The sequence below is a fragment of the Streptomyces sp. NPDC059477 genome, assembly GCF_042749375.1.
Lineage (GTDB): Bacteria > Actinomycetota > Actinomycetes > Streptomycetales > Streptomycetaceae > Streptomyces.
In genome coordinates, this window is the sequence record NZ_JBHYUG010000126.1 from 8,100 (window position 1) to 20,510 (window position 12,411).

Annotated in this window: 13 protein-coding genes; 3 read left to right on the plus strand and 10 right to left on the minus strand. The window is 72.8% G+C overall.

The window, feature by feature from the left end:
• Positions 1-101 precede the first annotated feature (101 nt).
• Complete coding sequence (locus ACFXAZ_RS36335; protein ID WP_384600297.1) at positions 102-1,583, minus strand: MFS transporter; 1,482 nt, start codon at positions 1,581-1,583, stop codon at positions 102-104.
• A gap of 87 nt (positions 1,584-1,670) precedes the next feature.
• Here ACFXAZ_RS36335 and ACFXAZ_RS36340 point away from each other — a divergent pair, with 87 nt between their 5' ends.
• Positions 1,671-2,090, plus strand: coding sequence for a MarR family winged helix-turn-helix transcriptional regulator (locus ACFXAZ_RS36340; RefSeq protein ID WP_384600302.1), 420 nt, complete (start codon positions 1,671-1,673; stop codon positions 2,088-2,090).
• A 118-nt stretch (positions 2,091-2,208) separates the two neighbouring features.
• Here the strand turns inward: ACFXAZ_RS36340 and ACFXAZ_RS36345 are convergent, their stop codons facing one another.
• The 6 genes from ACFXAZ_RS36345 to ACFXAZ_RS36370 all read right to left on the minus strand — a co-directional run bounded on the left by ACFXAZ_RS36345 (position 2,209) and on the right by ACFXAZ_RS36370 (position 5,667).
• Positions 2,209-3,021, minus strand: coding sequence for a maleylpyruvate isomerase family mycothiol-dependent enzyme (locus tag ACFXAZ_RS36345; RefSeq protein ID WP_384600306.1), 813 nt, complete (start codon positions 3,019-3,021; stop codon positions 2,209-2,211).
• A gap of 316 nt (positions 3,022-3,337) precedes the next feature.
• Positions 3,338-4,309 carry an alpha/beta hydrolase fold domain-containing protein gene (locus ACFXAZ_RS36350; protein ID WP_384600309.1) on the minus strand — a complete coding sequence of 324 codons (972 nt, stop codon included), beginning with the start codon at positions 4,307-4,309 and terminating at the stop codon, positions 3,338-3,340.
• A gap of 113 nt (positions 4,310-4,422) precedes the next feature.
• The gene (locus ACFXAZ_RS36355) at positions 4,423-4,551 is read right to left on the minus strand and encodes an alpha/beta fold hydrolase (RefSeq protein ID WP_384600312.1); all 129 of its coding nucleotides are present in this window, start codon (positions 4,549-4,551) and stop codon (positions 4,423-4,425) included.
• Complete coding sequence (locus tag ACFXAZ_RS36360; RefSeq protein ID WP_384600315.1) at positions 4,539-4,697, minus strand: hypothetical protein; 159 nt, start codon at positions 4,695-4,697, stop codon at positions 4,539-4,541. The genes ACFXAZ_RS36355 and ACFXAZ_RS36360 overlap by 13 nt, the downstream gene beginning before the upstream one ends.
• 125 nt (positions 4,698-4,822) lie before the next feature.
• Positions 4,823-5,293 carry a hypothetical protein gene (locus tag ACFXAZ_RS36365; RefSeq protein WP_384600318.1) on the minus strand — a complete coding sequence of 157 codons (471 nt, stop codon included), beginning with the start codon at positions 5,291-5,293 and terminating at the stop codon, positions 4,823-4,825.
• A gap of 152 nt (positions 5,294-5,445) precedes the next feature.
• Entirely contained in the window at positions 5,446-5,667 is a 222-nt protein-coding gene (locus ACFXAZ_RS36370; protein WP_384600321.1) for a hypothetical protein, read from the minus strand.
• Positions 5,668-5,869: 202 nt separating this feature from the next.
• Here ACFXAZ_RS36370 and ACFXAZ_RS36375 point away from each other — a divergent pair, with 202 nt between their 5' ends.
• The gene (locus tag ACFXAZ_RS36375; RefSeq protein WP_384600323.1) at positions 5,870-6,394 is read left to right on the plus strand and encodes a VOC family protein; all 525 of its coding nucleotides are present in this window, start codon (positions 5,870-5,872) and stop codon (positions 6,392-6,394) included.
• 77 nt (positions 6,395-6,471) lie between these two features.
• On the opposite strand, the gene ACFXAZ_RS36380 is transcribed toward ACFXAZ_RS36375, so the two are convergent.
• Positions 6,472-6,903, minus strand: coding sequence for an SRPBCC family protein (locus ACFXAZ_RS36380; protein ID WP_384600326.1), 432 nt, complete (start codon positions 6,901-6,903; stop codon positions 6,472-6,474).
• Between the two features lie 165 nt (positions 6,904-7,068).
• Complete coding sequence (locus ACFXAZ_RS36385) at positions 7,069-8,148, minus strand: glycerophosphodiester phosphodiesterase family protein (protein ID WP_384600329.1); 1,080 nt, start codon at positions 8,146-8,148, stop codon at positions 7,069-7,071.
• Positions 8,149-8,561: 413 nt separating this feature from the next.
• Between ACFXAZ_RS36385 and ACFXAZ_RS36390 the strand changes: the two genes are divergently transcribed.
• Positions 8,562-11,948, plus strand: coding sequence for an amidohydrolase family protein (locus ACFXAZ_RS36390; RefSeq protein ID WP_384600333.1), 3,387 nt, complete (start codon positions 8,562-8,564; stop codon positions 11,946-11,948).
• 94 nt (positions 11,949-12,042) lie between these two features.
• Here ACFXAZ_RS36390 and ACFXAZ_RS36395 read toward each other — a convergent pair whose 3' ends face one another.
• Entirely contained in the window at positions 12,043-12,243 is a 201-nt protein-coding gene (locus ACFXAZ_RS36395) for a hypothetical protein (RefSeq protein WP_384600336.1), read from the minus strand.
• Between the last annotated feature and the right edge of the window lie 168 nt (positions 12,244-12,411).

The following is a 12,411-nucleotide window of genomic DNA, read 5'->3' on the forward strand; positions in this document are numbered from 1 at the left end:
CCCCTGCACCCCCGCGGTGTCCAGCCCGGCCTGCCTGCTCGGGGGGCCCGGCGCGGCCACCCCGCCCGCCCCGGCCACCCCTTCGGAGACGGACCCCCTGTTCAGTCGCGGACCGGCACGCGGTCCGCTTCCGTCTCCTTCACGGTGGACTGGGTGACGACGAGGGACTCGCCGCGAGGCCGGCCGCGCAGTCCGGTCAGGGACAGCAGCAGCCCGGCGACGGCGATGCCCGTGACGACGAGCAGGCCCGGACGGTAGCTGTCGAGCACGGCCTGCGGGGTGGCGTTCTCCGGGGCGCCCGCGGTGACCACCGCTGTGACCACGGCCAGGAAGATCGCGCCGCCGACCTGCACGGAGGTGTTCAGCAGGCCCGAGACCATGCCCTGTTCATGGTCGTCGACGCCGTTGGTGGCCTGGATGTTCAGGGACGGGAAGACCAGTGCGCAGGCCGCGCCGATCAGCAGCATGCTGGGCAGGATCGCGGCGGCGTACACGGGGTCGAGATCGATGCCGAGGAACAGCGCGTACCCGGTGACCAGCAGCGCGAAGCCGATCGCCAGCAGCCGCTGGGTGCCGAACCGGTCGACGATCGAGCCGACCATGGTCGCCGACAGGGCGACGACGGCGCCCGAGGGCAGGAAGGCGAGCGCGGTGTGCAGCGCGGACCAGTCGAGCAGTTCCTGCATGTAGATCGTGACCAGGAACTGGAAGCTGATGTACGAGCCGAAGAAGGTCATCGCGCCGAGCTGGGCGCGCACCTGGGTGCCCGAGCGCAGCACCCCGAGCCGGATCAGCGGTCCCGGCGAACGCCGCTCGACCCGTACGAACAGGGCCAGCAGGGCGGCGACGGCCAGGAACGACAGCAGGGTGCGGGCGGACGCCCAGCCGACCTCGGGGGCCTGGACGACGGTGAAGACCAGCAGCAGCATCGAGGCGGTGCCGAGGACGGCGCCGGGGATGTCGTACCCCTGGTGGTCGCGTTCGCGGGCGCTGCGCGGCAGCAGCTTCAGGCCGGCGATCAGCGCGATCAGGGCGATGGGGGCGGGCAGCAGCATGGTCAGCCGCCAGCTGGCCTCGGTGAGCAGTCCGGACAGCACCAGGCCCATGGAGAAGCCTGCGGCGGCACAGGTGGTGTAGATGGACAGGGCCCGGTTGCGCAGCGGGCCCTGCGGGAACGTGGTGGTGATGATCGACAGGCCGGCGGGTGCGGTGAACGCGGCGCTCAGGCCCTTGACGAAGCGGCTGGCGATCAGCAGCGGGCCGGAGTCGACCAGGCCGCCGAGGAGCGAGGCGACGGCGAAGACGGCGAGCGCGACCAGGAAGACCTGGCGCCGGCCCAGCAGGTCGGCGGCGCGACCGCCGAGCAGCAGCAGACCGCCGTACCCCAGGATGTAGCCGCTGACGATCCATTGCAGGGACGAGGTGGACAGGCCGAGGTCCGCGCCGATGGACGGGAGGGCGACGCCGACCATCGACACGTCCAGCGCGTCGAGGAACATCGCGGCGCAGAGCACCAGCAGGGTGCCCCACAGTCGGGGAGTCCAGCGCCCTTCGGGCGCGGAGGTGACGAGCGGAGAGGTCATGGGCGAGACAGTACATGCATGTGCATTGGATGCAAGTACATTTAATTCAGGTGCAACAAATGGACTTTCTCTGCTACGGTGCGGCCCATGCCGGTGACGAAGGGCGAGCCGCGGGGCGAGCGGGCACTCGTGGAGCAATGGCGCGACATCCTGGCCCTGCACGCGCGCACCCAGTGCGAACTCGACCGGGTGCTGCATGAACACGGCCTGGGCGCCAGCGACTTCGAGGTGCTCGACGTGCTGGCCGAGAGCACGCCCCCGGACGGCGACTGTTCCTTCCGCGTCCAGGAGATCTCCGACCGGATCCATCTCAGCCAGAGCGCCCTGTCCCGGCTGATCGCCCGGCTGGAGCGGGACGGGCTGGTGGAGCGCGCGATGTGCGTCGAGGACCGGCGCGGCGTGCGCGTCCTGCTGACGGACCGGGGGCGCGAGCTGTACCGGGCGGTGCTGCCGGTGCAGCGCGAGGTGCTGACGCGGATGCTGGCGGGTGGTGAGGGGGCGGGTTGAGGAGCGGGTGCCTTACGGGGGTGAGGGGGCGGGTGCTGACGGGCTCGCGCCGCTGAGTTCCCGGCCCGCCGTGGGCACTTCCGTTGCTACGGGCCCCTTTGGCCCCCTCAGTCTCCCCTCACACCGCCGACGTCTGCCGCCAAAGCCTCGCGAGGGACGGGTCGCCGGACACCTGCGGTACCGGGACCCGGTTCCACAGCGCCAGATACAGCAGGTCGGCGGGGCCGGACAGTTCGCACTCCGCGTTTTCCGCCGCGCCTCGCGTCACCGCCGGTGGTTCCTGTGACAGCCGTACGGTCCATACGGCGTCCGCGTCCGAGGTACGTACCCGCAGCACCCGGGGTTTCTCCGTACGGACCCGGCTTCTGGCGCGGGCGTGGAAACCGCGCAGCAATTCGTCGATGCCGTCCACCGCGAAGTCCGGGGCGATGGGTGAGGGGGCGGCGGGCCGTGTTGTCGTCCGGGCCGGTGGAGGTGTGCCGATCCGGTCTTCCGTCGGCGTCGGTGGAGGTGTGCCGCCCCGGGTCGCCGCCAGTGCCGCCTCCGCGTCGAATCGGTGCACGGTCGTCTCGTGCGCCTGGCGCCGCCGCCAGAAGGCCAGCGGCGAGGGCGCCGGCAGGAACGCCCAGCACTCGGTGTCGGGCGCGGCCCGGGTCAGCGCCAGGACCAGCTCGCGGTGGCTGTCCCGGTACCAGGCCACCAGTTCGGGCCCGTCGAGCGCCGGGAGCGGGTCGAGGCGGCGGGGAGCCTGGATGCCGTCGGCGATGAAACCGGCCGCCCAGCGGTGGACCGTGCCCGTATGCCGCAGCAGATCGCCGACCCGCCAGTCGGGGCAGGTCGGCACGGCCGCGTCGGTCCCGGCCCGCTCGGCGGCCGTGGCCAGCAGCCGCCCTTCGGCGTCGAGGGTGTCGAGGAAGTGGGCGGTGTCCATGGGGGGAGTGTGGGGGATGGGGTGGGCCTTGGCGCAAGGGGGTGTGGTTGGTGGGAGCGCGCGGTCTCCGGTGCAAGGGCATGCCCCCCGAGGCGGGAGGCGCGGCCCTCGGTGCGAGCGTCATGCCCCGGGGCGGAGGAGCCCCGGGCCAAAGAGACCCTCCGGGTGAGATGGCTTCCAGGCTGGATGAACTCTCCTGGGTCGCGGGGGCTCTTGGTCGCAGGCCCCTCTGGGGCGCGGGCCCCCGGGTCACAAGGCCCCCGGCTCAGGAAACCTCAGTCGCCAGCGCCCCCTCCTCCCTCGCCAAACCCCCCGCTCAGGAGCCGAGCCGTTCCCGGAAGAACCCGGTGATCAAATCCAGCGTGGTGGTCGTGGTCCAGGGTCGCCCGCTCTCGGGGTCGCCGAGGAACGAGATGTCGCCGTGGTTGGCGCCGTTCAGGACGTAGCGGGTCGAGTCCGCTCCGGCGGCCCGTAGGGCCCGGTGCAGCCGTTGGGTCTGGCTGGGGGAGATCAGGAAGTCCGCGCTGCCGTGCAGCAGCAGGAAGGGCGGGGCGCCGGCGGTCGCGTACGTCACCGGGTCGGCGGCGCGTACCGCGTCGGGGATGTCCTTGAGCAGGTGGCCGGGCCGGCCCAGGAAGGCGGAGAAGTGGGTGACCTGCTCCTCGTAGAAAGCCCGGGCCCGCGCGTCGAAGTCGGCTGCCAGGGCTGAGAGATCGGACGCGCCGAAGCTGTCCACCACGGCCTGCACCCGGCCCTGCGGCCCGGATTCGCCCTCGGGGGCGAGGCCGGTCATGGCCGCCACGTAGCCGCCGGCCGATTCTCCCCATACGCCCACGGCCCGGGGATCGATGCCGTAGGCGTCGGCGTGCTCGCGCAGATGGGCGACGGCCGCGCGGACGTCCTCGGCGGACATCGTGTACGTACCGCCCTCGGGCACGGTCCGGTACTCCACGCTCGCCACGACGAAACCCGATTCCGCGAGATATGCGCGCGGTCCGAGCGCGTTGGTCCGGTTGGCGAAGAGGAAGGCGCCGCCGGGGACGTAGACGACCAGCGGCAGCCGGCCGGGCGCGGCGGGGCGCAGCACGTCCAGTTTCAGCTCCCGCCGGGTGCCGTCGGGCAGTGCCACCGAGCGGTAGGGGACGTCGGGATGTTCCGTCAGCTCCACGGAACCCGGCTTGATCTGCGGCTCGGGCGCCGCGACCAGCAGGGTGCTGTCCGTGAGGTCGGCGGGCGCGACCTCGGTGGCGATCGGCAGCGGGAAGGGCGGAGGCGAGGAGTCTGCCATGGAATCTCTCCTGGGAAGCGGGAAGCGGGAAGCGGGAAGCGGGAAGCGGGAAGCGGGAGGCGGGAAGCGGGAAGCGGGAAGACGGCGATACGGGTGGCCGCGGAACCGCCGGTTCAGGCGGCGTCCGGCCCGGTGAGGAAGGTATCCAGCAGGTGATCGACCAGCTCGGGTCGGGTCGCGAAGGCGAAGTGGTCGCTGCCGGGGAGTTCCGCGAGCCGGGCGTGGGGGATCACCTCGCGCATCCGCGGGCCACGTCCGTGGGCATCTCCTGGCCCAGGACGCCGGCCATCAGCAGGGTCGGCGCGGTGATCCGGTGCAGCAGCGCGAGGTCGTCGTCCCGCGCGATCGGGGCGATGGTCGAGCGGTTCTGCCAGATCGTGGTGCCCACATGGACGGGGGGAGCGCGGCGAGGCTGGCCGGGGTGGGGAGGTCGAGGCGCGCTGACGCAGCGCGACGGGAGGCCCACCGCCCCCGGGAGCAGACCCCCCCCGCGAGCCCGCGCCCCATGGCCCTTTACCGGGTGCCGCTCCTCGACCTGAGGGATTCGAGTTCCATGACCATCGCCTCGAACCTGAGGCGGCGGGACCGGGTGTCCAGGACCTGCTGGATCAAGGGAACCAGCAGGATCGCCGCGAATCCGAGGATGGCGATGTTCGCGACGACCTGAGCCGTGAGCGGGTCCGGCTGTCGTGCGTCGCCGGCGAGCCATCTGATCAGCTGGACTTCGGCGCCGGTATGGCTGGCCCAGAGCGCGAGCCACGCCCAGACGGTCCAGTAGGTGCGCCTGGTCCGATGCCGGCCGGCAGGGACCTCCCGCCCTTCCCGCGCGGCCTGGATCTTCTCGCTCATCGAGTGGAGTACCTCGTTGTGCGCGTCTTCGAGCGTTCTGTGGAAGCTGTTGAACTCGACCGCCGCCACCAACATGATGATCGGAATGACCGTCACCATGGCTGACGCGAACTCCTCCGTCATCTTGAACGGCACGCGATTCCCCCTCCGGACCCGGCGATGAGCCAGGGATTCTAGGCGGGGCCACGCCACGGGTCCGGAGCGGGGCGGCAACGTACGGCGCCGACAACGCACGACGGTGGCTCCGTACGACGGCCCGCCCCGACCCCCGGCGGCCCGCGCATGCCTCAGCCGCCGGTCTCCGGCCCCCAGTGGTCCGGCCCCATGCCGCGCCACTCGATCCAGGTGAGGGTCGGTACGTCCTCGGGGTCGACCTCCAGCCCGGCGCGGCGCAGGAACTCGGCGAGGTCCCTCGTGCTGTACGCGATGCCGAGGATCTCGCCGTCGACCCGTACCCGCCGCCCGCCGGTGGGAGAGGGTGGCTGCACGATCACGCGAATCGCCGCCATGTCCTCAGGATCGTCCTGGCCGCGACTCCCCGCATCCCCTGCACTGACCCCCGTACCGTCCCCCGCACCGGATCACGTCCCAGCCACCGAGCCTGGGGCCAAGAGGTCAGGATCTGACCTACAGCCTGCCTAGTGTGACCACATCGCCGACCACCCCACGTGACCCCACTCCACCCCACCTCACCCACCCGAAGGACGGACCATGACCGACCAGATCTCCGCAGCCCCGCAGGGATACACCACCGTGGCGCCCTGGGTCGTCACGGACGACACCGGAGCCTTTCTCGACTTCGTCAGCGAGGCGTTCGGCGGGGTGGAACTCGGGCGGGTCGCCACCGAGGACGGGCTGATCGGGCACGCCGAGATCCGGGTCGGCGACACGGTGGTCCTCGCCTTCGACCGGCGCGCGGACTGGCCCGTCCTGCCCAGCCTGCTCAATCTGTACGTCCCCGACGCCGACGAGGCGTTCGAACGGGCCCTCGCGGCCGGCGGGCAGGTCCTCACGGCGCTCGCGAACGACGCCTTCGGGCAGCGCGGCGGCCGGATCAAGGACCCGTTCGGCAATATCTGGTGGGTGAGCGCCCGCGTCGAGGAAGTCACCGAGGACCAGATGTGGCAGCGCCTCCAGGAGCCGGTGTACGCCGAGGGCATGCGGGTCGCCCAGGAGACGCTCGACGCCGAGCTGAGCGGCCGGCGACGGGGGCGGAGCAGCGCGCCGGTGCGCTGAGGGCGACGGCGACGGGAGCGGGGGGCTTCAGTCTCCCGGGGAGGCACTCGGCGTGGAGAGCCCTCGACGATCGCCCTCTACGCCGCCGCCTCCTCCTCCATCACCCGCTTCAACGTCGCCAGATCCGCCCTCACCATCTCCGCGTCCCGCGCGAACTGCTCCTCGGTCATGCCGTCCCGGCGGCGCAGGGTGAACAGCACCTCGGATGCCGAGGCGCCGTCGGCGATCACGCGTACCGGGTTGTGGACGACCTCGCCCGACGGCAGGGTGACATCGTGGTCGAGGACGCCGAAGTCGTTGCGGGGTACGAAGACGACCTCGACACGTCCCATGGGGGAGTCCGCGATCCAGCGGCCGTCGACCTGCTCCACGGCACTGCCCAGCCCCGCGGCCCACGTGGGGAGGTTGGACGGGGCCGACGCGAAGACGTACACGTCCTCGGCGGGCCGGTCGATCCGAGTGCTGAGGTGCAGGCTGTGTGTGTTCTCGTACGTTTCTGCTGTTCCCATGGCCGCGACCGTAGCCGTCGGCCCGGGTTCCGGTCTTGAACGAAACGGTCGTGCGGGGCGGGGCCCACAAGGGCGCGGCAAAGGAGCGCGGGGCCCCTGGGCGCGGGGCCCCAGTGGGCAGGGCCCAAGAGCGCGGACACCGCCCCGCCCCATCGCCTCATCGGGTCAGCGCGGCCCGTACGACTTCGGCAGCCGCATCCCCCGCTCCGCCATGATCTGGCGGACCCGGTCCGGGTAGTCGGTGATGATGCCGTCCACGCCCAGGTCGATCAGGGCCTCGATGGTCGCCGGGTCGTCGCAGGTCCACGGGATGACCTTCAGGCCCTTGGCGTGGGCGTCGGCGATCATCTGCGCGTCCGGGTAGAAGCGGAAGCCCGGGTCGCCGATCTTGCCGTTCTGCGGGAAGCCGTAGTTGGGGGAGAGGGCCTTGACGCCGCGGATCGTGGAGGCCGCCTGTACGAAGTCGCCGTCGTAGTCGTCGGCGTCTATCCCGCCCAGCCACGGAGAGGCGCCGGCCTTGCCCACCTGGAGGAAGTCGTAGTTGGTGAGGGCGACCAGCGGCCACTTCGGGGCCAGCTCGTGCATCGCCTTCAGCGCGCCCCAGTCGAAGGACTGGATACTGACCTGGTCCTGGAGACCGGACCTGCGGATCTCCTCGTACACCCGGCGCACGAACAGCTCGCGTGGCGCGGTCTGTTCGGGGGCGCCCGCCTCGACCTTGGTCTCGATGTTGAGCGTCACCTGGTACGCCCGGTAGCTCTTGACCAGGTTGAGCACGTCCTTCAGCTCGGCCATCCGGGCCCCCGTGACGACCTCCTGCCCGGGGTGGCCGGGGAGCTGCTGGTAGCCGCAGTCCATGGTCTTGATCTGGGCCAGCGTCAGATCCTTGATGTACTTGCCGACGTACGGGTACATCGGGTCGCCCGGCACCGCGGGGCCGGTGTCACGGCACTTCGTGGCGCTGACCTGGCGGTCGTGGGTGACGACCACCTTCTCGTCCTTGGTGACCTGGGTGTCCAGTTCGAGGGTGGTCACGCCGAGCCGCAGCGCCTTGGCGAACCCCGCCAGGGTCGACTCCGTCGTCAGGCCGAGGCCACCGCGATGCGCCTGGAGATCGAACTGTGTCTTCTGGGGCGGTACTCCACGGCCGCCGTTCGCCGCCTGCGCGGCGCTGGGCAGGGCGGACACCAGGAACACCGGGGCCAGCGCCAGCGCCAGGCCGGCGAGGACTCGTCTAGCGGACATCGCACCTCACTCGTACGGGATCGGGTGACCTCACGACCGTAGAGCGGGCATGGGCGGGTGCAACCGCCCCGAGGTGATGCGGCCGTGAATGGCCGGGGAACGCTCTCCCCGGGTCGACGGCCTCCGCGCATCCTTCCGCCGCCAGGGAGGGGCCGTGTCGGCGCCACCGCCACGGTCACCGCGATATCCGTCGACGCCCCACCGTCGACCGGTCGAGGCCCCGTCGACGCCTCACCGTCGACCCGTCGGCGCGACACCCGTGTCCGTCCCGTCCCCCGATGTCCGGGGCCCCGATCAGGCAGTGAACATCGGCCGATAACCGCCCTCGCCTCCCCCGCGCCCCGCCCCACCCCCGTACGTTGCCCAGTGGCCTCTTCTCTCCGGTACCTCAACTCCGTGCACTGGGAGCACCCTTGGACTCCGAAGCCGCCCCGGACACCGCCCGCCCCGCCGGCACCTTCCCCGCCCGCCCGGAAAGCCCGCCGGTTACGCCGCTGTCCCGCCGCAGATTCCTCCAGGCCACCACCGCCACGGCGACCGCGCTGACCGGAATGACCGGCATGGCCGGTATCGGCGCCCCCGGCGCCCTCGCCGCCCCGGCCACCGCAGGCACCACCGCCGCATCCGTCACTTCTGCCACCTCCGCCACCTCGGCCACCACCACCCTCACCTTCACCCGCGCCACCGGTGGCTCCGCGACCCTCGCGCCGGGCGGTGACCGGCTGATCGCCGAGATCCAGAGCGTGCTCTGGTCCGTCCCCCGCGAGGGCGGCGAGGCCGTGCCGCTCACCCCGGCCGGGTTCGAACCCACCCGCCCGCTGTTCTCGCCCGACGGCGGGACCCTCGTCGTCTGCGCCTACCAAGGAGGCGGATTCCACCTCTGGACGCTCCGCCCCGACGGCTCCGGGCGGCGGCAGCTCACGGACGGGCCGTACGACGACCGGGGGCCCGCCTGGTCGCCGGACGGCACCCGGATCGCGTTCGCCTCCGAGCGCGGCGGCGACCCCGTGACCGGCTCCCCGTACCGCATCTGGACCGTGGACGTGCGCACGGGCGCGCTGACCCGGCTCACCGGCGGGCAGGAGCCGTGGACCGCCGGTGAGTGGGAGGACTCCGACCCCACCTGGTCGCCCGACGGTGAGCGGGTGCTGTTCGTGCGCGCCGCCGTCACCGCGACCGGCACCCTCCGCGCGGACACCATCGCGGCCGTGGCAGCCGACGGCTCCGGCCCGGTCACCACCGAGCACACCGACGACTCCGGCGCCCAGTTGATGACCCCCGCCGTCTCACCCACCGGACGCCTGGCCTATCTGCGCACCACCGCCGCGCCCACCGCGTCCTGCACCCTCGTGGTCGACGGACGGCCGGTCGCCGTCGACGGCGATGTGCTGCCCGCCCCGCCCCGCTGGACCGACGGCGAACGGCTGCTGCTCACCGTCGACGGCCGGTTCCGGCTGCTCGACCCGGACGCGCCGGGCAGCCCGGAGGAGATCCCGTTCACCGCCGCGCTGCCGGTGGAACGGCCGCCCTACCGTGGCAAGACGTACGACTTCGAGGGCACCGGCACCCGCCCCGTACGGGCGCTGCACCTGCCCGCCCTCGCGCCCGACGGCCGTTCCGTCGCCTTCGCCGCGCTCAACGCGCTGTGGATCGGCCGGACCGAGGGCGGCCGGGCACCCCGCAAGATCCTCCAGGTCCCCGCCACCCGCTATGTGCTGGCGCCGGTCTGGACACCCGACGGCAAGGGCCTGGTCTACGCCGACGACCGCGACGGGCTGTTCGCCGTGCGCCGCCGCGACCTCGCCTCCGGCGCGGAGACCGTGCTCGCCGAGGGCGGCCGGGTCTTCCCCGCCCTCTCGCCCGACGGGACCCGGCTGGCCTGCCTGGACATGTCCGGCAATCTGCTGGTCCGGGACCTGGCCCCCGACTCGGCCACCAACCTGGTCCGGGACCTGGCCCCCAACCCGGCCCCCAATCCGGCCCCGGACCTGGACCCGGACCAGCCGCACGGCCCCGAACGCCTCCTCGCCGCCCCGCTCGGCTCCGGCGGTCTGCCGGGCCGCCCCAGTTGGTCCCCCGACGGCCGCTACGTGGCGCTGTGCGACCGCAACCGGCTCAACCGGCGGTTCCGCGAGGGCTACAACCTCATCCGCGTCCTCGACACCACCACCGGCACGGCCACCCTGCACGCCCTCGCCCCGCACACCTCCCTCTCCGACCGCTACGACTCCGGACCCGTCTGGTCCCCCGACGGCCGCTGGATGGCCGTCATCTGCGAATCCGCGCTGTGGCTGCTGCCGGTACGCCCGGACGGCACCCCCGGCGGAGCACCCCGCCGCCTCACCACCGAGGCCGCCGACCACCCCTCCTGGTCCGCCGATGCCCGCAGCCTCCTCTACCTCTCCGCGGGCAGGCTGCGCCTGATCGACATCGCGAGCGGCACGGCCCGTACCGTCCGGGTCCCGCTCGACTACCGCAGACCCCGCCCCGCCGACACGGTCGTGCACGCGGGCCGCCTCTGGGACGGCACCGGCACCGAGGTCCGCGAGGACGTCGACGTCGTGATCCGCGAGGGACGGATCACCGAGGTGGCGGCCCACCGCCCCGCACGCCCCGCCGCCCGCCGCGTCGACGCGAGTGAACGGACCGTGATCCCGGGCCTGTGGGACGCCCACACCCACCCCTGGCAGAGCACCTACGGCGGACGCCAGACCGCACTCCAGATCGCGTACGGCATCACCACCGCCGTCTCCCTGGGCGGCTTCGCCTACGAACAGGCCCGCATCCGCGAGGCGGTCGCCGCCGGTGTCCTCACCGGGCCCCGGCTGCTCAGCACCGGCGAACTCCTCGACGGATCCCGGGTCGCCTACAGCATGGGCCGCGCCCACCGCACCCGCGAGGGCCTGGAGCGCTCACTCGCCCGCGCGCAGGCCCTGGACTGGGACTTCGTCAAGACGTACGTCCGGGCCCCCGGCTGGGTGATGAAGGAGGCCGCCGACTTCGCGCACGAACGGCTCGGGGTGCGCAGCGGCGGCCATCTGTGCAGCCCCGGCGTACAGCTCGGCCAGGATCTGACGACCCATCTCCAAGCCACCCAGCGACTGGAGTTCGGGCACGCCACCTCGGCGCGCGGCAACGCCTACCAGGACGTCACGGAGATCTACTCCGGCACCGACTTCCATCTCGTCGCCACGCCCTTCACCTCGGCGCCACTGCTGGGCACCGACCCGGCCCTCGCGGACGACCCGCGTGTCACCGCGCTGATGCCGCCGTGGGACATCGCCCTGGTCCGGCAGCAGGCCGGTGCCCCGCCGACCCCGGACCAGCTCGCGACGCTCGGCCGGGAGACCGATGTCTACCGGCGGATCCTCGCCGCCGGTGGCCTGGTCGCCCTCGGCACGGACCAGCCGCTCGTCGCCGTCGGCCTCAGCCTCCATCTGGGTCTGCGCGCCCTGCACCGCGCGGGCCTGTCCCCGGCCGAGGCCCTGCGGACGGCCACCGTGCTGCCCGCCCGCGTCTTCGGCGCCGACGCCGATCTCGGCACGCTGGAGGAAGGCAAACTGGCCGATCTGACGATCGTGGACGGCGATCCCTTCACCGACTTCACCACGCTGGTCCGCACGCCGGCCGTGCTGCGGGGCGGGATCCTCTTCGAACAGGCCGACCTGCTGGACGACTTCGCGCCGACAGGGCGGCACGACGCGGCGGACGAGGCCGGCGCGCGGGCCTCCGTGGACTGGCTGGAGGTCAGCCGCCAGATGCGGCGAGAGGGGTGCTGCGACGCGCAGCACCTCGGCTGACCAGGCCCCCGCGCTCACCGGGCCCTCGCTCACCCCGCCCACCGCGCTCACCGGGCCGGTCCCCCCCGACGTGCTACGGGGGTCCGGCCCGGTGCTACCCGTCGACCGACCCCGACTGCGAACCCGGCCCCGAGTTCTTCTGCGAGCGGCTCGACTTGCGGACCAGCTCGCCCGCCATGACCGTCGCCGACGCCACACCGCGCACCCAGCGCGGGCCGCCGCGCGAGGCCCAGACGACACAGGCACACCCGGCGACGGCCAGCACGACGAGGACGGACAGGACGAGTATCACCATGGGCTTCCCCCTTCGTTCCGGGGACACGGGCGCGCCCCCGGTGTGGTCGGGGTCATCCTGTCAGCACGGGCGGTGGTGCGGGGGAGGGGGTGGAGCAGTGGATCATGAGCCGGCACCCGGCACCCGGCACCCGGCACCCGGCACCCGGCGCGCGGCGCGCGGCGCGCG